Annotated in this window: 16 protein-coding genes; 10 read left to right on the forward strand and 6 right to left on the reverse strand. The window is 61.0% G+C overall.

The window, feature by feature from the left end:
- Positions 1-10: 10 nt before the first annotated feature.
- The 3 genes from F0P96_RS14310 to F0P96_RS14320 all read right to left on the reverse strand — a co-directional run bounded on the left by F0P96_RS14310 (position 11) and on the right by F0P96_RS14320 (position 3,658).
- On the reverse strand, positions 11-523 hold the full coding sequence (locus F0P96_RS14310; protein ID WP_151079591.1) for an SgcJ/EcaC family oxidoreductase: 513 nt from the start codon (positions 521-523) through the stop codon (positions 11-13).
- A gap of 63 nt (positions 524-586) precedes the next feature.
- On the reverse strand, positions 587-1,429 hold the full coding sequence (locus tag F0P96_RS14315) for a helix-turn-helix domain-containing protein (RefSeq protein ID WP_151079592.1): 843 nt from the start codon (positions 1,427-1,429) through the stop codon (positions 587-589).
- A 171-nt stretch (positions 1,430-1,600) separates the two neighbouring features.
- Positions 1,601-3,658 (reverse strand): M13 family metallopeptidase, encoded by a 2,058-nt coding sequence (locus tag F0P96_RS14320; protein ID WP_151079593.1) that lies wholly within the window; start codon positions 3,656-3,658, stop codon positions 1,601-1,603.
- Positions 3,659-4,018: 360 nt separating this feature from the next.
- On the opposite strand from F0P96_RS14320, the gene arfB reads away from it, so the two are divergent.
- Positions 4,019-4,429, forward strand: a complete 411-nt coding sequence (gene arfB / locus F0P96_RS14325; protein ID WP_151079594.1) for an alternative ribosome rescue aminoacyl-tRNA hydrolase ArfB — start codon at positions 4,019-4,021, stop codon at positions 4,427-4,429.
- Here the strand turns inward: arfB and mgtE are convergent.
- Entirely contained in the window at positions 4,424-5,815 is a 1,392-nt protein-coding gene (gene mgtE / locus F0P96_RS14330; RefSeq protein WP_151079595.1) for a magnesium transporter, read from the reverse strand. The two genes, arfB and mgtE, sit on opposite strands and share 6 nt — an antisense overlap.
- 345 nt (positions 5,816-6,160) lie before the next feature.
- Here mgtE and F0P96_RS14335 point away from each other — a divergent pair, with 345 nt between their 5' ends.
- The 4 genes from F0P96_RS14335 (at position 6,161) to F0P96_RS14350 (ending at position 10,610) form a co-directional block, all read left to right on the forward strand.
- Entirely contained in the window at positions 6,161-6,991 is an 831-nt protein-coding gene (locus F0P96_RS14335; protein WP_151079596.1) for a cyanophycinase, read from the forward strand.
- Positions 6,992-7,132: 141 nt separating this feature from the next.
- Entirely contained in the window at positions 7,133-8,392 is a 1,260-nt protein-coding gene (locus F0P96_RS14340; protein ID WP_151079597.1) for an OmpP1/FadL family transporter, read from the forward strand.
- A gap of 21 nt (positions 8,393-8,413) precedes the next feature.
- The gene (locus F0P96_RS14345; RefSeq protein ID WP_151079598.1) at positions 8,414-9,868 is read left to right on the forward strand and encodes an SGNH/GDSL hydrolase family protein; all 1,455 of its coding nucleotides are present in this window, start codon (positions 8,414-8,416) and stop codon (positions 9,866-9,868) included.
- 256 nt (positions 9,869-10,124) lie between these two features.
- Positions 10,125-10,610 carry a hypothetical protein gene (locus F0P96_RS14350; protein WP_151079599.1) on the forward strand — a complete coding sequence of 162 codons (486 nt, stop codon included), beginning with the start codon at positions 10,125-10,127 and terminating at the stop codon, positions 10,608-10,610.
- 81 nt (positions 10,611-10,691) lie between these two features.
- Here the strand turns inward: F0P96_RS14350 and F0P96_RS14355 are convergent, their stop codons facing one another.
- Positions 10,692-11,681 (reverse strand): YpdA family putative bacillithiol disulfide reductase, encoded by a 990-nt coding sequence (locus tag F0P96_RS14355; RefSeq protein ID WP_151079600.1) that lies wholly within the window; start codon positions 11,679-11,681, stop codon positions 10,692-10,694.
- Positions 11,682-12,077: 396 nt separating this feature from the next.
- Here F0P96_RS14355 and F0P96_RS14360 point away from each other — a divergent pair, with 396 nt between their 5' ends.
- From F0P96_RS14360 to F0P96_RS14375, 4 genes are all read left to right on the forward strand, one after another.
- Positions 12,078-12,587 (forward strand): hypothetical protein, encoded by a 510-nt coding sequence (locus tag F0P96_RS14360; RefSeq protein ID WP_151079601.1) that lies wholly within the window; start codon positions 12,078-12,080, stop codon positions 12,585-12,587.
- Positions 12,588-12,696: 109 nt separating this feature from the next.
- Entirely contained in the window at positions 12,697-13,407 is a 711-nt protein-coding gene (locus tag F0P96_RS14365; protein ID WP_151079602.1) for a DsbA family protein, read from the forward strand.
- Positions 13,408-13,672: 265 nt separating this feature from the next.
- Positions 13,673-14,017, forward strand: coding sequence for a hypothetical protein (locus tag F0P96_RS14370; RefSeq protein ID WP_151079603.1), 345 nt, complete (start codon positions 13,673-13,675; stop codon positions 14,015-14,017).
- Between the two features lie 220 nt (positions 14,018-14,237).
- On the forward strand, positions 14,238-14,699 hold the full coding sequence (locus F0P96_RS14375) for a hypothetical protein (RefSeq protein ID WP_151079604.1): 462 nt from the start codon (positions 14,238-14,240) through the stop codon (positions 14,697-14,699).
- An 83-nt stretch (positions 14,700-14,782) separates the two neighbouring features.
- On the opposite strand, the gene polA is transcribed toward F0P96_RS14375, so the two are convergent.
- Positions 14,783-17,668 (reverse strand): DNA polymerase I, encoded by a 2,886-nt coding sequence (polA, locus tag F0P96_RS14380; protein WP_151079605.1) that lies wholly within the window; start codon positions 17,666-17,668, stop codon positions 14,783-14,785.
- Positions 17,669-18,006: 338 nt separating this feature from the next.
- Between polA and F0P96_RS14385 the strand changes: the two genes are divergently transcribed.
- The gene (locus F0P96_RS14385; protein ID WP_151079606.1) at positions 18,007-20,478 is read left to right on the forward strand and encodes a T9SS type A sorting domain-containing protein; all 2,472 of its coding nucleotides are present in this window, start codon (positions 18,007-18,009) and stop codon (positions 20,476-20,478) included.
- Positions 20,479-20,487: the final 9 nt, after the last annotated feature.

A 20,487-nucleotide genomic window follows, 5' to 3' on the forward strand; every position in this document is an offset into this window, starting at 1 on the left:
TCGCAAGCAGCTACTTCTGCATCGTCAGAACCGGGTCGTGGGCTTTCTTGTCAATGGAGGTGTTGTGCCCGTCGATGACCAACCACTGGCCTTTGCGCTTTTCCACAATCAGGGTGAGTACGCCGGTTGAAACGTCGCTCATGTCGCGCCCGTCGGGCATCACCCAGCCGTCCAGCTGCCAGTGGCTGCGCACCAGGGCCAGGTCGGGCCGAAGCATGCGCACCTCGGCCTTGAGGGTAGTGTGGTGGGTTTTGTTGAACATCATCTTCATGAAGATGTCCAAGGCATAGCGGTGCTCGGCCGCGTTGTGCCACCACATGCCCACCACGTTCACCCATTGCGCCTCCGGGGCGAAGTTCTGGAAGTAGAGGTCGAGGTCGTGCTTGTTCCAGGCGTCCACGGTGCGGTCCAGCACGTGCAGCGCGGCCTGTTCGTCGGCGGTGCGGTTGGGTGTTTGGGCTTGGGCGGCACCGGCCAGCACGCAAGCCAGCAGGAAGCTGAGCAGGGTTTTCATACGCGTCATCAGGGGTTAGGTGATGAGCGAAACTAGCCCGGCGGGCCGGCGCAGAATAGTAAAAAAACGACGTTAGAACGGGCTGCCCGGGAAGAGCCGCAAGGGCGACCGGGCTTCCTCCTTCACCAGAACAGAAGGCGTGACGGCCGCAAACAGCTTGAAGTCCTTGATCAGGTGCATCTGGTCGTAGTAGCCGCACTGGTACACAACGTCCTGCCAGTCCAGCGCGGGCTGCTGGTCTTTCAGGCGGTAGGCGCGGGCAAAGCGCGCCACGCGCGCAAACAGCTTCGGGCTCATGCCCACGCGCTCCAGAAACTTCCGCTCAAACTGCCGGGTGCTCAGGCAGGCTTGCGCGGCCAGCCAATCGACGCTGCGGGGCTGCTCGTGGGGCTGCAGCATCAGCCGGGCCACGTGGTCGACGGCGTGGGCCTCGGTTTTCAGCGCCGCCACTTTGCGCAGCAGGTACTGCTCTACCAAGGCAATCATCCGGGCGTAGTCATCCACCTCCCGCAGCCGCTCGTTCACGTCGTTAACCTCGCGGCCCGTCAGGTCGTGGCTGTCCACGGTTTGGTCGAGCAGCTCCCACATGGGCAGACCAAAGAGCCGAAACAAGCCGCCGGGCCGAAAGCCGACTTTGATGGTGAGCTGGTTGTGGCCCATACGCAGGTTTACGCGCGCCACCTGCGGGCCTACTATCACGCTCTGCGCGCTGGCGCGCTCCTTCTGCTGCGCGAAGTTGAACACCTCAATGACGTCCCGGGCATAGAAGTACAGGCACTGCTCGGGGTTGGTCGGAAACGGGTTGACGGCCAGGGGCACTTGCGCATCAAACTGCACGTGCATGAGCATGTAGTTGCTCACGAAGGGCTGCAAGGCCGCGCACGGGTGGTAGAACTGGCAGAACGGAGGGCCCATGAGGCAGTGGATTGATCCGGCTGCCCAAACTACTAATCCTGACGGGCTTCCGCCACTGCTTTTCGGCTGCCTGAAGTACAAACCGAGAGAGGCGTTGACGGGCGGCGCACCATAAAACAACAAGGCCCGGCTGCAGCCGGGCCTTGTTGTGTAAGTCAGCCCAACGGGCCGTTACCAAATCGTCACCCGCGCCGAGTCGGGGCGGTAGAGCTTGGCGGTGGGCTGCACGTCGAAGGTCTTGTAGAACTCCGGCACGTCGGCGAAGGGCCCGTTCACGCGCAGGTTAGCGGGCGAGTGCACATCCGTCAGCACGCGCTGAGCCAGCACTTCGTCGCGCTGGTGGTTTTGCCAGCCCAGGGCGTAGCCCAAGAAGTAGCGCTGCGTGGGCGTGAGGCCGCCGATTTTCTCGCCCTTCTTGTACTGATCGGTTTTCTTGAACGCGTCGAGGGCAATGACGATGCCGCCCAGGTCGGCAATGTTTTCGCCGGCCGTGGCCTTGCCGTTGATGTGCAAGGAGTCGAGCACTTTGTAGGAGTTGAACTGGCGCACAATCTGGTTGACGCGCTGCTGGAACTGCTTGCGGTCCTGCTTCGTCCACCAGTTGCGCAGGTTGCCCTTCTCGTCAAACTGGCTGCCCTCGTCGTCGAAGCCGTGGGTCAGCTCGTGGCCGATGGTGCTGGCCCCGCCGTAGCCGTACACGATGGCGTCGTCGGCGTCTTCGTCGCGCAGGCCGGGAATGGCGAAGATGGCCGCCGGCAGCACAATCTCGTTGTTGGAGGGGTTGTAGTAGGCGTTATAGGTCTGCGGGGTCATGTCCCACTCGGTGCGGTCCACGGGCTTGCCCAGCTTGCTGATGTTGTAGCGGTAGGCCCATTGGTTGGCGCGCATCACGTTCTGGGCGTAACTGTCGCGGCCAATGGTGAGGGTGGAGTAGTCGCGCCACTTGTTGGGGTAGCCCACCTTCGGCGTGATTTTGTGGAGCTTCACCAGTGCCTTTTGCTTGGTCGAGTCGCTCATCCAGTCGAGCTGCTGGATGTGCTCCTCAAACGAGGCCATGACGTTCTGTACCATCTTCTCGTACCGCTCCTTGGTGGCGGGCTTGAAGTATTCCTTCACGAAGAGCTGGCCCAGCATTTCGCCCATGGCGTCCTCTTCGTTGTCGAGCACGCGCTTCCAGCGGGCCCGTTGCTCTTTCTGGCCCTGCAAAATGGTGCCGTAGAAGTGAAAATGCTCGTTGTCGAGCGGCTTGCTAAGCTCCGAGGCAAAGGTGTTTACCAGGTGCCACTGCAGGTAGGCCTTCCAGTCGTCGACGGAAGCGGTTTTCAGCAGCTGGCCGGCAGTTTGGTAAAATTCGGGCTGGCCCACAATGGCGGTGTCGGCCTTGGCCAACTCCATCTGGCCCAGCCACGCGTGCCAGTCGAGGCCGGGCGTGAGCTTGCCCAGCTCGGCTACCGACATCTTGTGGTAGTTGGCGTACGGGTCGCGCAAATCCTCCAGCTTCCGGCTCGACTTGGCCAGGGTCGTTTCCAGCTGCATCACGCGGGCGCTGTTGGCGGCGGCCTCGGCGGGCGTCTGGCCGGCCAGCGCCAGCATGTTGGCCACGTGCTTCACGTACTCCTTCCGGATGTTGCTCGTGCGCGCGTCCTTGTTGAAGTAGTAGTCGCGGTTGGGCAAGCCCAGGCCGCCCTGCCACAGCTGCAGGGCCATTTTGTCGCTGTTTTTGGCGTCCTGGCCCACGTAGGAGCCGAATAAGGCATTCACGCCCAATACTTTCAGCCGCGCAATTTCAGCCTGCACGTCCTGCGCGGTGCGCATGGCCGCAACGCGGTCCAGCTCCGGCTTCAGCGGCGCAATGCCCTGCTTGTCGATGCTCACCGAATCCATGCCGGCGGCCCAGAAGTCGCCGATTTTCTGCTGGTTGGTGCCGGCCGCCGCGTGGGCCACTGCCGCCTCTTCGTTGATGGCGCGCAGGCGGGCGTATATCTCGTTCTGCACTTCTTTGCCAATGCCCCACGAGCTTTCCGAGGCCGGAATGGGATGCTGCTTCAGCCAGGCGCCGTTGGCGTAGGTGAAAAAGTCGTCGCCGGGGCGCACGGTGGTGTCGAGGTTGGCTTGCAGCAGGTCGGGCTGCGCGGCGCCGTTGTTGGTGTTCGACTGGCAGCCTTGCAGGGCCGCGGCCAGAAGGGAGCCCAGCAGCAAGGTTTTGCCGAGGGCGGAGGCGTGGTTCATAAACAACAGGTGTTGAGGAAAAGGCAGGCGCGAAAGTAGGCTTTTCGGCAGATGGATAGGACAGCAACCACGCCCCAAGGTTGCAACCGACCGGCTGGCGGCCGTTCGGCGGCCCAAAACCACGGCTCCGGTTTTCGCGTTGGGTACGGGCGCTTACCGGGCCCGTCTCATCGGTTCCTCGTTACTTGCCCCTTGTTCATTGCTCATCGAAGCTGCCTATAATACGTTTGTCATCCTGAGCAACGCGAAGGACCTTCTCCCCGCTGAACCATTCGTGCTGACGTGAGAAGGTCCTTCGCGTTGCTCAGGATGACAGACGAGGGAAGATGCTTCCTCAGTAGCGCTACTGCCCTCTGCCCCATGCTCCCTCCCCCCGACGCTTTTTGGTCTGAACTCCAGGTGCAAACCAGCCGCAGCAGCGGCCCGGGCGGCCAGAACGTGAACAAGGTAGAATCCCGCGTGGAGCTACGCTTCGATGTGGCCCACTCCCAGCTGCTCACCGACGAGCAGAAGCAGCGCATCTTGGAGAAACTCGGCCCCCAGCTCACCGCCGACGGCCTGCTGCTGGTAACGGCTCAGGAAGACCGCAGCCAGCTGCGCAACAAGGAGCTGGCCCTGCTCAAGCTGCACGACACCCTGGCCAAAGCCCTGCACCGCCCCAAGCCCCGCAAGCCCACCAAGCCCAGCAAAGGCGCCGTGCGCAAGCGCCTCGACAGCAAAAAGCGCCTCGGTGAGAAGAAAGCCAACCGCCGGCCGGGCCTCGACCTATAACAGCGTGCCCGACAGAACCGCCGTGGCCACCGAGAAGTAGATGATGAGCCCGGTCACGTCCACGAGCGTGGCCACGAAGGGCGCTGAGGCGGTAGCGGGGTCGAGGCCGAGGCGTTTGAGCAGCATGGGTAGCATGGCCCCCGACAGCGCGCCCCAGAGCACGATGCCCAGCAGGGAAATGCCCACCGTCACGGCAATCAGCTGCCAATAGTCGCCAAAATAGCCGGGGTCGATGACGGTGGCCCAAAGCACGATGCGCAACGAGCCGACGATACCCAAAATGAGGCCCAGGAAAAGGCCCGCCAGCAGTTCGCGCCGCATCACCGTCCACCAGTCGCCGAGCGTAAACTCGCCCAGCGACATGGCCCGGATGATGAGCGAGGTGGCCTGCGAACCAGCATTGCCACCCGCCGAAATGATGAGCGGAATAAACAAGCCCAGCACGGCTGCCCGCTGCAGGTCGTCTTCGAAATGGTGCATGGCCGAAGTGGTGAGCATCTCGCCCAGCAGCAGAATAACGAGCCAGCCGGCCCGCTTGCGCACCATATTCCAGATAGAGGTAGTCAGGTAAGGCTCATCAAGCGCTTCCGAACCCCCGAGCTTCTGGATGTCTTCGGTGTCTTCCTGTTCGCGGATGGCCAGGATGTCGTCAATCGTGACGATGCCGTAGAGCACGCCGTCGTCGTTGACGACGGGCAGGGCCGTGCGGTCGTTGCGGCGAAACACGTCGATGGCTTCTTCTTGGTCTTGCATAGCCTTGAGGCGCACGAAGCGGCGGTCCATCAGGTCGTGCACGTGCTGGTCGGGGCGAGCGAAGAGGAACTCCCGGATGCGGATATCGTCGATGAGCACGCCCCGCTCGTCGATGACGTACACCACGCTCACCGTTTCGGAGCCGCGGCCGTGCTCCCGAATGTAATCGAACACGTGCTGCACGGTCCATTCCTCGCGCACCGCAATGTAGTCGGGCGTCATCAGGCGGCCCACCGAATACTCGGGGTAGCCCAGCAGCTGCAGCGTCACGCGGCGCTCCTGCTCCGAGAGGGTCTGAATCAGCTCCCGCACCAAGTCGTCGGGCAGAAACTCCAGCAGGGCCGTGCGGTCGTCGGGCGACATCTCATTAAGGATGTCGGCAATCTTTTCCTGCGAGAGGTTTTCGAGGAAGTGCCGCTGCACGTCGAGGTCGAGGTACTCAAAGACCTCGGTGGCCCGGCTCAGCGGCAGCAGCCGAAACATAATCAGCTGGTTCCGCTCGTCCTGGTCCTGAATCAGCTCCACCACTTCCGGCGTGTCCAAACTTCGCAGCAGCTTCTTCAAACGCAGGAATTCCCGCTGGGCGAGCAGGTCCGTGATTTGGTCGAGGGCCAGTTGCTGTTGCGTGGTCATGGCGGCAAGAAGCTAGTGTTTCGCTAGGCAAAACGGGGTTTGGTGAAAGGGCGCGCAAAGGTATTTTGCTGCCGGAAGAAATCCGCCAGTGTAACGGTCATTTTTCCCGGAAAAATTCCGTTGGTCCCACGCTTCCTTTGCCGATAAGCGCGGTGGGTCGTCGGAAAGTGCTCAATCGTTTATATTCAGGCGGTTGCCGCTGGTGGCCGCGGCCGCAATGGTCTGGTTGGTGCCGCTCCGGCCGCCGGCGCAAGCGGCCCGGCACCGCGTTTTCATTCAACACCCATAGTTTTGGCGGGGCACTGTGCCGTATGAGCGTATTTCTGCCGTTGTATCTGCTGACTTATGGCGCCTTCTGCTAAACTGCCCCTCGGAACCCTCATTGCCCTCGGCGGCGGCGACGACGACCCGGTACTGGCCCTGGTCAACGAACTGCTGCCCACGCCCGACACCCCCGTGGAGGTGGTATCGACGGCGGCCTACCGGCACCCCGTGAAAACCGGCAACGCCTATGTAGCCGCGCTGCGGGAACTGGGCTGCACCAACGTGCACCACCTGCGCGTAGACGCCAGCTACCCCGGCGACCGGGCCGCTACCCTGCGCCGTCTGGAAAAAGCCGGGGCGGTGTTCTTCACCGGCGGCGACCAGGAATGCATTACCGAGCACTGGACCAACACCCCGGCCTTGCAGCTGCTGTGCGAGCGGTACCAGACGGACCCCAACTTCATCATTGCCGGTACCAGCGCGGGCGCGGCCGCCATGCCCTCGCGCATGATTGTGGCTGGCTTTGGGGCCCGCTCGCTCACCAAGGGCGGCATGCACACTGCCAACGGGCTGAGCCTGATTCAGCACCTGATCATCGACCAGCATTTCGCCGAGCGCGGCCGGTTTGGGCGTCTGGCCCACGCTGTGCTGCAGCACCCTGCCTCCATTGGGCTGGGACTGGGGCAGGAAACCGGCGTTATCATCCGAGGCGGCCACGACACCGAGGTGTTCGGCGACGGCGTGGTGATAGTCGTCGACGGGGCTCACCTCACCGGCGACAACCTGGGCCGCATTGGGCGGGGCGAACCAGTGGCGGGGCAAAACCTGCGCGTGCACCTGCTGGTGGCCGGTCAGCACTACGATTTGCGCACCCGGCGGGTAGCAGTAGAAACGCCTGAAAATGCATTATAACCCGATGCCAGCGGCGTTTTTGCGAGTATTCACTTACTCACCGCGCCAACGGTGAAAAAAGTAGTCGGCATGCCGCGCTTTTGGTGCAGAAAATTCCCCTACATTTAGCTCACACAACCCCTTTTTCCTTACTCTTCGAGTATGAATCTAAAGTCACTACTCTTCGCCGGAAGCGCTTTGCTGGGCACCACGGCCGCGCAGGCGGGCGGGTTTCAGGTAAACCTGGGCGGGCAGAAAAACATTGGTATGGGCGGCGTCGGCACGGGCCTGGCCATCGACCACGCGGCCATGTTCTACAACCCCGGTGCCTTGGCCATGGTGCGCCAGAACGGTGTGCAGGTGGGTGCCAACGCCACCTTCGCCCGCATTTCGCACGTGGGTGAAAACGGCGGCACGCAGAGCAACCTGCAGAAGGACATCGTAACGCCGTTCAACCTGTACGCCAGCTTCGGCCCGGCCGAGGGCAAGTGGAAGGCCGGCATTGGGGTATATACGCCCTTCGGCAGCAAGCTGCGCTACGACCAGAACTGGGAAGGGCGCACGGCCCTGACGGATATCGACCTGAAGTCGATTTTCGTGCAGCCCACCGTGAGCTACGCCATTACCGACCAGCTGAGCGTGGGTGCGGGCTTGGTGGTGCTGGCCTACGGCTCGGTGAACCTGCAGCGCGACCTGCCCCTGACCAGCGCCCAGGGCAATGCCCACAGCGAGCTGGACGGCCACGCCGACAACACCTTCGGCTACAACGCCGGCATTTACTACAAGCCGTCGGAGAAAATCAGCGTGGGCGTGAGCTACCGCTCGAAGATGGAAGCCAAGGTGAAAGGCGGCGACGTGACGTTCACCAACATTCCGGCTTCGGTAGCCAGCAACTTCGCCGCGAAGAAATTCGACGTGACGCTGCCGCTGCCGCCCACGGCTACGCTGGGCATCGGCCTGATGCCGACCGAGAAGCTCACCATCGGCATCGATGTGAACTGGGTGGACTGGAGCGACTACAAAACCCTCGACTTCACCTTCGACCAGCCCATCAACGGCAACACCACCTCGACCTCGAAGCGTGAGTACGACCAGGGCTGGACGTTCCGCCTCGGCGGTCAGTACGCCATCGGCGAGAAGCTGACGGTGCGCGCCGGCGCCAACTACGACAAGACGCCTGTGAAAGACGGTTTCGTGTCGCCGGAAACGCCCGACGCCGACCGCATCGGCCTGAGCGCCGGCGCCTCGTACAACGTGAACGAGCACTTTGGCGTGGACGTGTCGTACTTGTTCGAAGACTTCATGAAGCGTACCCAGAGCCTGGCCGAGTTGCAGGCCAAAGGCACGGCCGACGACCGTCCGGCCGGTACCTACAAAACCTACATCAGCATCCCCGGCGTGGGCGTGCACTACAACTTCTAATTGCGCCAGCTCCCTGCACTCATGAATACCTCATTGAAATTTGTTCTGCCGGGTTGCGCTGTGCTGGGCCTGGCCCTGACCGGCTGCCAACCCGAGCTCGACGAAACGAACAGCGCCCGCGGACAAGCTGATTTCTCGAAATACATTGCCGTTGGCAACTCGCTGACCGCGGGCTATTCCGACGGTGGCCTGTACCGCGAAGGACAGCTGAACTCGTACCCCAACCTGTTGGCTCAGCAGTTTCGCACCGCCAACGGCGGCGAGTTTAAGCAACCGCTGTTTAGCGAAGACCAAGCCAATGGCTCAGGTTACCTGCGCCTTACCACTTTGGACTTGGCTACCCGCGCCTTTACGCTTGGCAACGTCACCAACAATTTGGCCGTGCGTGGCCAGAACCCTACACTTTATACCAAATACACGGAGCCAGTCCAGAACTTAGGCGTACCTGGTATTCGAGTGGCCGATGTACTGACCCCCGGTTACGGAAGCACGGCTGGCAACGCTTACTACGAACGCCTGCTGCCCACCGCTGACGCGCTGAAGCCCTACGCCACCTTCGTGCAGGAGCGCATGGCGGCCGAAAATGCCACGTTCTTTACCTGCTGGCTGGGCAACAACGACGTGCTGGGCTATGCCACTTCGGGTGGGGTAAGCCCCATCACATCTACTGCCACCTTCACCACGAACTACACAGCCATCATTACGGCTCTGACGGCCAATGGTGCGCGCGGCGTGGTAGCTACTATTCCGAACGTAACGGACATCCCATTCTTCAGAACGGCAGGTCCGGCTTTCCGCGTGAAGCTGGAAACTAACCCGGCAGCAGCTGGCGGGCCCATTCCCCAGTTTGTAGCCACCACTGGCCCGCTGACCAACTCCCCTGCCACACGGAAGGTTATCCTCACCTCCGATATCAACAACGGCGGCGCCATTGGCACGGCCGCTGGCCGCCAACTCATTCCGCTCACTGCGCAGCCCTACCTAGCCCTGCTCGGCCAGCGGACCGGCAAAGCTTGGCGCGACCTATACGCCCAAGCGCGTCCGTCGTTAGGTGGTGCTTCGCTGGGGCAGTTCCTGCTGGCCCAAGGTGTTGATACTACGGCCATGTTCGGCCTCTCGGCCGGCAACCCACTGCCGACCAGCCTCGTGCTGGACGATACCGAGCAAGCTGCTGTAGCAACGGCTACTACGGCCTTCAACACTGCTATTCGCAGCCAGGCTACCGCTAAAAACCTAGGCGTAGCTGACATGAATGTGTTCTTCACGAACATTGCTGCCAACGGCATCAATACCAGCGGCATCAATAACACCACCGGCTTCATTTCGGGTAACCTGTTCTCGCTCGACGGAGTGCACCCCACGCCCCGTGGCTACGCCGTGGTGGCCAACGAGTTCCTGCGTAATATCAACGACAAGTACGGCTCCAATATTCCAGGTGTAAATGCCAGCCTCTACCGCGGTGTATTGTTCCCGTAACCAGTACGCAGGCAGTAATTTACTTAACGCGCCGCCGCTGAAACTTCAGCGGCGGCGCGTTGCTTTTGGGCTCGTTTGGCCGAAGTATCGGGCACTGCTTATCCTCTATATATGTGATGCAGATGCTAGAAATAATATTACCATGGAAGTACACATGAGCTGTTTATAACCCAATCATGTATAGTTAAAATTACAATGCATGGCGGTCAAGGTGGTAGAATTGCATCACACTTCACACCCTCACAACCCTACCGCTATGAAAACCTTGCACCTGCCCCTGTTTATTGCTTTGGCTGCCGCCGCCACCCTCACTAGCTGCGACAAAGACAAAGAAGCCGCCAAGCCCAAAACCCGCACCGAACTGCTGACCGGCAAAGACTGGATTATGACCGCCGAAACCGTCAGCCCCGCTATTCGCACCGACGACGGCAGCCTGATTACCGACCTGTTTGCCGTAAAGCCCAGCTACGACCGCGACGACCTGATGCGCTTCTCGAAGCCGGATATATACCAGCTCGACGAAGGGGCCACGAAGAAAGCACCTAATTTTCCACAGGTAAACCCCGGCACGTGGTCGTTCAGCGAAGGCGAGAAAGTGCTCAATACCAAGCTGCAAGGCCAAACTGTGGGCAACAGCTTCAATATTTTGGAACTGACGGACAACACCCTGAAAGTGAGTGGCCAGGAAACCGATGACGACGGCAAAGTCTACACCGTTACGTTCACGTTTGCCAAGCACTAAGCAGGCAAGCTCCCTAGCCAACGCACAACCGCCGCTCTAAACAATGAAGTTTGGGGCGGCGGTTGTGCGTTGGCAAGGGAGCTAATGACTTTGCTCGGCCAAATGAGCGGCAATAACCTGGGCATGGTGGCGGCCGTTTTCGATAAACCAACGGCTGGTGTTGAGCCCGCCGCAGACTGTGCCGGCCAGGTACACGCCTGCGCGGTTGGTTTCAAACGTAGCGGGGTCGTGCAGGGGCGTGGCGGCGGCATCGGTAGCGGTGGCCACGCCCAGGGCGGTCAGCAGGGAGTAATCGGGGCGGTAGCCGGTGAGGGCGTACACGTAATCGGCGGGCAGGTTTTGGGGACCGTCCGGCGTCAGCAACTCGATGGCATCAGGCCCGATGGCTTGCACGCTGGTATGGTAGAGCGCCGTGATGCGGCCTTCGGCAATGCGGTTGAGTAAATCGGGTCGCAGCCAGTATTTCACCGACTCGCTCAGTGCCGCGCCGCGCACCACCAACGTCACGTGCGCACCGCTGCGGGTGAGGGCCAGTGCTGCCTTGGCCGAGGAGTTTTTGGCGCCGATAACGATTACCCGCTGCCCCACGTGCGCGTAGGGCTCCTTGTAGTAGTGCGACACGTGCGGCTGGTCTTCGCCGGGCACTCCGAGCAGGTTAGGCACATCGAAAAAGCCCGTGGCTACTACCACAAAGCGGCTGGCAACTTCGCCCCGGCTGGTTGTTAGCGTGAAATTGCCCAGCTCGCCCCCGAGGCCAACAACCCGCTCGTAGAGGCGCAACGGCAGCTTCTCGGAGCGGGCTACGCGCTGGTAATAGTCGAGGGCTTCTTCGCGGTGGGGTTTGTAGTGCGAAGTCGGGAAGGGGTAGCCGCCGATTTCAAGCAACTCAGGCGTAGAGAAAAATTCCATGTTGGTAGGGTAGCCCACCAGGGAATTGACCAGGGCGCCTTTGTCGAGGACGCACACGGAAAGGCCGCGCCGCTGAATTTCGAGGGCGCAGGCCAAGCCCACGGGGCCCGCACCGATAACGGCAACGTCGTAGCGGGTAGGGGGAACAGCAGGAACAACCATAGAGAAGGCGAAAGGCTACTTAACAGGACAACTTGCGGTCGGGTTCGGCACCTGGGCAGCAGGGGGAGGCAGGTTAGTGGTTGTTGCAAGTACGCTGCCCACCGCCACCAGCGCACGGGCAACCCATCATTCCTAAATGCGGAGCTATTCGGAGTGCAACAAAACCCAAAAATACCTACAAGTAGGTATTGCCTAAAGCAATGGGTAATGATAGGTTTGCGGGCTACTCTCTGCTGCCAACGGCTACCCAATCAGCGCTTTTAGTAAGCTAAACAGGCTGGGGTGCCGCCTGGCTACGTTGGGCAACGTCTTGGTGGTGTTACGCCTGAGCGAAGAGCAAATGCAGCCCGGTCCATCAAACAACCTTTTCTCCACCACACTCACTCACCGTAGCCCATGATGAAACAACTACTTTCTCTGCTGGTATGCGCAACATCCCTGCTGCTGTTTTCCTGCGAAAAAGAAGGCACCTGCGAACGGAGGATCAAGAACTACCAAGGCGCGATTCTGTACCAGTGCAACGAAAACACCGCCGAAGGCTCGTGCGACAAGACCGAAACCGACTACTACGAGGAGTTTTACGAGGACAAAAGCTGCAAAGAGCTGGGATATAGCTACAATGGCGGTATGAACTGGTCTTACTCGTCGACCTCCAACACCACCCCTGGTAAGTACGGCAAATGGGGCAACAGCACCAGCGGTAGTGGCGGCGGAGGCAGCGGCACGTGCTCGGGTTCGTACGTGAGTCCCTCCAGCGACGCGCAACTGAATGCATACTGCGGCGCAGCCTACACTTACCGCTGCACGCAAGGCATGTCGGTGACGAGCCCCCAGGTGAAGGCGGTATGCCAGTACTACCAAGACATCAAAGTGGCCGGGGTGCCCAACTGCAGCTACTGTTACTAAAAGCACTGCGGCGCAGGCCTTGCCGTTGGGAGTCCGGCGGCGAGGCCTGCGCCGCAGGTAATTGCCTGCCGGACGCCTGGTGCGTCCGCTCCTTTCAACTCTTCGCGTTTTGACACAGCATTCTGGAAAAAACTGGCTGCTCATCAGCCTCGGTATTGCGCAAGCCGTGCTGCTGCTGGTATTGCTCTACTCCATCTACCAAGTCAATGCCGGCCTGGCCGACCTGAACCGCACGCTAACCCTGTTTATGCAATCGGGCTCAGCCGGACCGGGGAACAAAATCAAGGTGAGCCTCGGCGACGAGCTGCCTTACATGGGCGTGAAAGACGCGAAGGTCGTCATGACGATACTGTCGGATTTCGAATGCGACTACTGCCGGGAATTTGCGCAGCGCATTCTGCCCAAGCTCAAGAGTGAGTACGTGGACAAGGGCAAGCTCAAGATCATCTTCAAAGACCTGCCGCTGCCCATGCACAAAAACGCCCTGATGGCCGCCGAAGCTGCTTCCTGCGCCCACGAGCAAGGCCGGTTCTGGAACATGCACGATTACTTATTTGCCAACCAAGGCAAGTTTGGGCTGGAATTCTTCACCCAGTGGGCAGCCTCGGCCCAGTTGGATACCCAGAAATACGGCCAGTGCATGGCCGAGCACCGGTACATCAAGCCCATCGAAAACAGCATCATCGAGGCCACGTCGGCGGGTATTCAGGGTACGCCCGCCATCATCGTCAACGGCCAGCTCACGATGGGCACCAAGCCCTACGCCTATTTCGCGCAACTCATTGATTCGCAGCTCGACGGCGGCGTGGCTCAACGCTGAGACTCGCTTACGGCACCAACCGCTCCATCGTTTCTTTCTTCTGCGCCCGAATAGCACCGACACCGACGGCAGCTAAAGCTCGGTTTTTCTGGTCGGCTCAGTTGGCTGTATGGCAACGGCAACCCCCTTTTTAACAAATCCTTGTACGCATGAAAACACCTCTATACTTTGTTTGCTGCTAGCCGGTGGGCTAGTGGCGGCTTGTTCTAAAGCCGAAGATCCTGAAAACCAGAAACGGGAATTGCTAACGGGGAATACTTGGGCCATGACCAGCTACAGCAGCGAAACCACCGGACAGGCAGCCGTGGAGATGAGTGAGGCTTGCGACAAAGATGACCGGTTTCGCTTTGCCTCCGATGGACTCTATGTAGAAGAACGGGGTAGTAGCCGCTGCTCCAACGAAACCGCCGGCCCAACAGCCCAAGGGGCGTGGAAGGCCGTTAGTGCCTTCGATTCGCTTACGGTGTCAGGCGTTGCCGGGGACGGGCTGGTGCTGCGCAACAAGTGGCAAGTAATAGAGCTCAGCGAAGCACGCCTGACCCTAAGCTGGCAGATTACCCTCAGTAGCGGCGCGGTGCGCACCACTACAGTGAAGCTGGAAAAGGAATAAGCGCCAGCACGTCATTTCGCCAAAAGCGGCGGACAAAATGCAGGACTGCGGTGGAAAGCCAAAGCCATAAATTTTTTAGGTGCACTGCATTTTGCGGCTATAGAATATTGCCTAGCTTTGATCGGCAGATTAGTGCGCAATTAGCAATGGGCTCGTTTTTAAGCACAAGGCATTTCTTCTAGTCTGTAGTTTTCTATTCCACCCTTCCCCTTCACCCCACATGAAAAAAGTAGCTCTACTCGCTACGCTGGCTCTTGCCTGCACGTTTACCGCTTGCAAAAAAGACGACGACAAGAAGTCTAAAACCGAGTTGCTGACGGCCAAAAGCTGGCGCGTTACCGCCGACAAGCAAACCACGACCGTTGGCACGCAAAGCAGCACCGACGACAACTACGCCGGCTACCAGGCTTGCGAGAAAGACGACTTCGTGAAATTCATGACCGACAAGAAGTTGGAGTTCAACGAAGGCGGCAGCAAGTGCAGCACCGCCGACCCCCAAACCGAAACGGGCGCGTGGGACTTCAACAGCGACGAAACCAAGCTAACGATAAGAGAGCAGGGTAACACCTCGGGTATTACGTTCGACATCGTTGAACTGAGCGGCAGCACGCTGAAGCTGAAACACAGCATCACGCAATCGAACATCACTTACGTGACCGAGTTGAGCTACGGCTCGTTCTAAGTACTGACTAAACGCAAAACGCGTGTGCTGCTGGTGCGGTACACGCGTTTTGCGTTTAAAACCAAGCGGACGTCGTCGCTCCGTTAGTGCGCCTGTAGCCAGTTCGCGCCGGTGCCAATTTCCACTTCCATAGGCACTTGCAGCGGCAGGGCGTTGATCATCAGCTCCCGAATACGCGGCTGAATCAGCTCAACTTCTTCTTTGGGTGCGTCGAACACCAATTCGTCGTGCACCTGCAGGATCATGCGGGTACCCAGCTTTTCCTGCACCAGCCAGTCGTGAATGCGGATCATGGCCACCTTAATGATGTCGGCTGCGGTGCCCTGGATGGGTGCGTTGATGGCGTTGCGCTCGGTGTAGCCGCGCAGCGTGGCGTTGCGCGAGTTGATGTCGCGCAGGTAGCGGCGGCGGCCCAGCAGCGTCTCGGCGTATTCTAGGTCGCGGGCCTTGCGGATGCTTTCGTCCATGTACTGCTTTACGGCCGGGAATTCCGCGAAGTAGGCTTCAATCAGGTCGGTAGCCTCTTTACGGTTGATACTCAGGCGCTGGGCCAGCCCGAAGGCCGAAATGCCGTAGATGATGCCGAAGTTGGCCGTTTTGGCCTTGCGGCGCATGTCCGAGTCCACTTGCTCCAGCGGCACGTTGAAGATTTTGCTGGCCGTGCTGGTGTGGATGTCGATGCCCTGCCGGAACGACTCAATCATGGTGGGGTCCTGCGAGAACGAGGCCATGATGCGCAGCTCGATCTGCGAGTAGTCGGCCGCTACGAGAATGTGGTCCTGGTCGCGGGGCACGAAAGCGCGGCGGATTTCGCGGCCCTTCTCGGTGCGAATGGGAATGTTCTGCAGGTTGGGGTTGGTACTGGAGAGGCGCCCCGTGGCCGTTACGGCTTGGTTGAACGAGGTGTGAATGCGGCCGTCCAGCTCGCACACCAACTGCGGCAAAGCGTCCACGTAGGTGCTCTTGAGCTTGGTGAGCTGGCGGTGCTCCAGAATCATCGCCGCAATGGGGTGCTCGGCGGCCAGCACGCTCAGAATTTCCTCGCCGGTAGCGTATTGCCCGGTCTTGGTTTTCTTGGGCTTCCCGCCGATTTGCAGCTTGTCGAACAGTACCTCGCCCAGTTGCTTGGGTGAGCCGATGTTGAACGGCTCCCCGGCCACCTTGAAAATCTGCTCCTCCACTTCCTTGATGTAGCCCTGCAGGGTCACGGAATAGTCGGCCAGGGCCGAGGCGTCGATGCGCACGCCTTCGTACTCGATGTCGGCCAGCACCGGCACCAAGGGGTTTTCCACGTCGTTGAGCAGCGGCAACAGGCCCTGGGCTTCCAGGCGCGGCTCAAACACGTGCTTGAGCTGCAGGGTCACGTCGGCATCTTCGCAGGCGTAGTCCGATACTTCGGCCGGCGGAATGTCGGCCATGGTTTTCTGGTTTTTGCCCTTCGGCCCAATGAGCTCCAGAATGCTGATGGGCGTGTAATGCAGGTAGGTTTCGGCCAGCACGTCCATCGAGTGGCGCATGTCGGGCTCCAGCAGGTAGTGGGCCAGCATGGTATCGAAGAGGCGCCCGCGCATGCTCACGCCGTAGTGCTTGAGGATGGTGAGGTCGTACTTGATGTTCTGGCCGACTTTGGCAATGTGTTCGGCGTCGAAAAACGGCCGGAACTCGTCGACGATGGCCTGGGCGGCTTCCCGGTCATCGGGGCCCGAGGGCACGGGTACGTAGTAGGCCTCGCCCACGCGCCAGCAGAACGAGAGGCCTACGAGGCGGGCCGTCATGGTGTCGAGGCCGGTGGTTTCGGTATCGAAACTCACTTCCTTTTGCTTGAGCAGGAACTGTAGCAAGCTCTTGCGCGCCCCTGGCGCATCCACGAAGTGGTACTGGTGCTCCACATCGTCGATGGTGCGGCGCGGGCCACTGTGCTGCGGCGACTCCAACTCGATGTCGTCGAAGTCGGCGCCTTCGGCGGCGTTGGCCACGGCAGCATCGGCCGAGTCGAACAGGCTGGGGCCGGCGGTGGCAATTTTGGGGCGCCGCGCTCCGCGGGTGCCGCCGGCGCCGCCGGTGGTAGCGCCGCCGCTGCGGGCGCCGGCGTCGCTGAGGATGCGGGCGGCCAGCTGACGGAACTCCAACTCGTCGAACAGGACGGTCAACTCCTTCTCGTCGGGCTTGTCGACCACGAGCTTGTCGGGCTCAAAGGCAATGGGTACCGAGGTATGAATGGTGGCCAGCTCCTTGCTCATCAGCCCCTGCTGGGCGAAGTTGCGCACGTTTTCTTGTTGCTTACCCTTGAGCTGGTCGACGTTGGCAATCAGGTTTTCGACCGAGCCGAACTGCTGCACCAGCGCCCGGGCCGTTTTCTCACCAATACCCGGAATGCCGGGAATGTTGTCGGAAGCGTCGCCCATCAGCCCCAGAATGTCGATAACCTGCTCCACGCGCTCCACGCCGAATTTTTCCTGCACGCGGGCCACGTCGTAGACCTCGGCGGCGTTGCCCATAAAGGCCGGGCGGTACTGCTTGATGCGGTCCGTCACGAGCTGGCAGTAGTCTTTGTCGGGCGTCATCATAAACACCTCGAACCCCTCGCGCTCAGCCTGCTGGGCCAGAGTACCGATGACGTCGTCGGCCTCAAACCCATCGACTTTGAGAATGGGAATGTGGAAGGCTTTGATGATTTGCTTGATGTAGGGAATGGCCACGCCAATGTCTTCGGGCATGGCTTGGCGGTGGGCCTTGTAGTCGGCAAACTGGTCATGGCGGAAGGTTTTCTTGGCCGCGTCGAAGGCCACGCCCAGGTGGGTGGGCTTCTCCTTTTGCAGCACTTCCACCAAGGTGTTGGTGAAGCCCAGGATGGCCCCCGTGTTGAGGCCCTTGGAGTTGATGCGCGGGTTCTTGCTGAAGGCGAAGTGCGAGCGGTATATCAGCGCGAAGGCGTCGAGCAGGAAGAGTTTTTTCGGGGCGTCGGACATAGTGAGCGAAAGTACGCAAGCGGGCCGAACGAGGGTGCATCTGGTGAGGCGGCGGAGAGATTGGTCTGCTACGGCTTTGGCCGTTTGCTGGCCGCCGACCCGAATTCCAGTTAAGCCACTCCCGCGGCGTAGCTGTGACATTACTTACCGCCAATCCATTTTCACCCACTATTTTCGACGAAGCTTTCGACCGTTGTATTCGTCCTGTTCATCGCATCACACCCTATCGGACCCTAATGCGCGCTGCGTAACAGGCGAACAAACCCTGGGAGGACGTGCAACCCTGGCCGCGAACAGGGGCTCCCATCAAGAGTATTGCTCACCTTTTTCAACGATATATGCGTGTATTTCTACGCCGCGCCGCTGTGTGGGCGGCCCTCTGCCTAACCGGGCTGGCACCCGTCCAGGCCCAGCAGATCGACCAGACCTTTACTCCGCCCGATGTGCTGGCGCCCGCTGCCCTCACGCACGTGGCGGTGCAGGCCGATGGCAAGCGTCTGCTGACCGGTATCATTGCCGAAGCCGAGGGCCAGACAGCCAACCGCGTGGTGCGCTACAACGCCGACGGTACGCTGGACCAGGCGTTTATGGCCACCGTCAGCGGCTACAGCTGGTTTCCTTCCCAAACCATTCCGCTCCGCAACGGGCAGCTGATGGTGGTGGGCGGCTCCACCAATGCCGGAGGCGTGACCCGCCGCACCCTAACGCGCCTGAACGCAGATGGTACGCTAGACGGCAACTTCAACGCCGGCAACGGCACCAATTCCTCGTCGTCTCTGGTGGTAGCCGAGCAGCCCGATGGGAAACTGCTGGTGGGTGGGTTCTTCACCACCTTCAACGGGCAGCCGGCGAACCGGCTGGTGCGGCTGCTCACCGATGGCAGCGTCGACCCGTCCTTCACGGCACCGGTATTTGCTGGCAACGGCACGGTGCGCCTGCAAAGCCTGGCCCTGCAGCCCGACGGCAAGGTGCTGGTAGGCGGCAACATCGCCTCGGTGGGCGGTGTGCCGGTGCGCGGGCCGGTGCGGCTGCTGCCCAGCGGCGCCCCCGACCCGGCTTTTCAGCCGGTGTGGCCGGGCGCTCAGGCGGTGCGCATCCGGGGCGTGGTGGTGCAGCCCGATGGTAAAATAGTAGCGCAAAGCGACACCGAAGTGCAACGGCTGCTGCCCTCCGGCGCTGCCGACAACGCGTTTACCCCCCAATACCTGCTCAGCGCTTCCTCCGGGGCCGTACCCGCCCAGTTGCTGTTGCAGCCCGACGGAACACTGCTCGTGCCTTTCCGCAGTTCCACTACGGGGCCGGGGGTGCGTCGTTTGTTTCCCAATGGGGCCGCCGACCCCTCGTTTCTGGTGTCGCTGCCGCCGGACGTCAACAACGACGTAATTTCAATGGCCGTCCAGGCCGACGGCCGCGTGCTGGTGGCTTTTACCTCCATTGTGTACCCCAATTTTCGGCTTACCGATGCGCGCCGCACGTTGCTGCTGGAAACCAACGGCAGCCTGAGCAGCACGTGGGTGCCCGACGTGATGCGGCACGGCGACGTGCGCGCGGTGGCGGTGCAGCCCGATGGCCGCATCCTTATTGGGGGCCTGTTTTCGCGGTTGCAAGGCCGGCCCGTTGCTAACCTAGCCCGCCTGCTCACCGATGGCACCCTCGATACGGCCTTTACCCGCCGTGCCGCCGTCAATGACCAGGTAAACCAAGTGGCCTGGCAGCCGGGCGGCGGTGGCGGGGTGCTGGCGGCGGGCCAGTTCTCGCGTAACAGCATCAACACCACGTGTCGCCCGCTGATTCGGCTGCTGCCCACCGGTCAGTTGGACGCAACGTTCGATTTTCAGCGGCGAAGCAACGGCAACGAATATGTGTATGATTTCCGGGTAAATGCGGCCGGTGCGCTCCTCGTCAGCGGCACGCTGCTGAACGCCGGGGCGTCGTCGGGCCTGTACCGCCTGCAGCCCAACGGCCAGCCCGACAATAGCTTCCTGTTCACGCGCCCCGACAATGTGGGCCAATACGAGTGGCTGCCCGACGGCCGCGTGCTGGCCTATTTAACCGACTTCAACGACAACAGTAAAGTGGTACGCCTGCTTGCCAATGGCACCACCGACCCCTCGTACACCGAAGTCGCGCTGGGCACCACCGTGTATGCCGATGCCTTTGCCGTTGATGCGCAGGGCCGGGCCTTGGCAGTGATGTTTAATTACACAACAAATAGCTACACCATAGCCCGGTACCTGGCATCAGGCGCTAGCGCCGACCCAACGTTTGATACTTCGGGCGTAACCATCAACGACTATGTGGTTCGCCTGGTGGTGCAGCCCAACGGCCGTATTTTGCTGGTGGGCTCTTTGTACCAAGGTTTGGGCTACGCGGCCGTGCGCCGCCTGTTGGGCAATGGACAGATCGATGCTGGTTTTTCCGACGACGTGCTGGGCGACGGGGCGACCTTGGCTATCCAGCCCGACGGCAAGCTGCTGCTGGCGGGCGTCGACCTGCAGCCCGGGGGCTTCGGCCCCTGGAACCTGGTGCGGCTGACGGCTACCGATGTGCTGCGCGTCACGCCAAAGCAGCTGGCCACGCGCACGGCCGCCTGGCCCGTGCCGGCTCACACCGAGCTGCAAGTGCAGCTCGACGCGGCCGCTACGGCGCGCGGCATCAGCCTGCTGGATGCCACCGGCCGGGTGGTGCGCACCTGGACGAACCCCGCCGCCCGCATGGCGCTGCCGCTCCAAGGGCTGACCACCGGTGTGTACCTGTTGCGGGTCAACTACACCGAAGGACCAGTTACGCGCCGCGTGGTGATAGAGTAACCCCGGCCT

The sequence above is a fragment of the Hymenobacter busanensis genome (assembly GCF_008727865.1).
GTDB lineage: Bacteria > Bacteroidota > Bacteroidia > Cytophagales > Hymenobacteraceae > Solirubrum > Solirubrum busanense.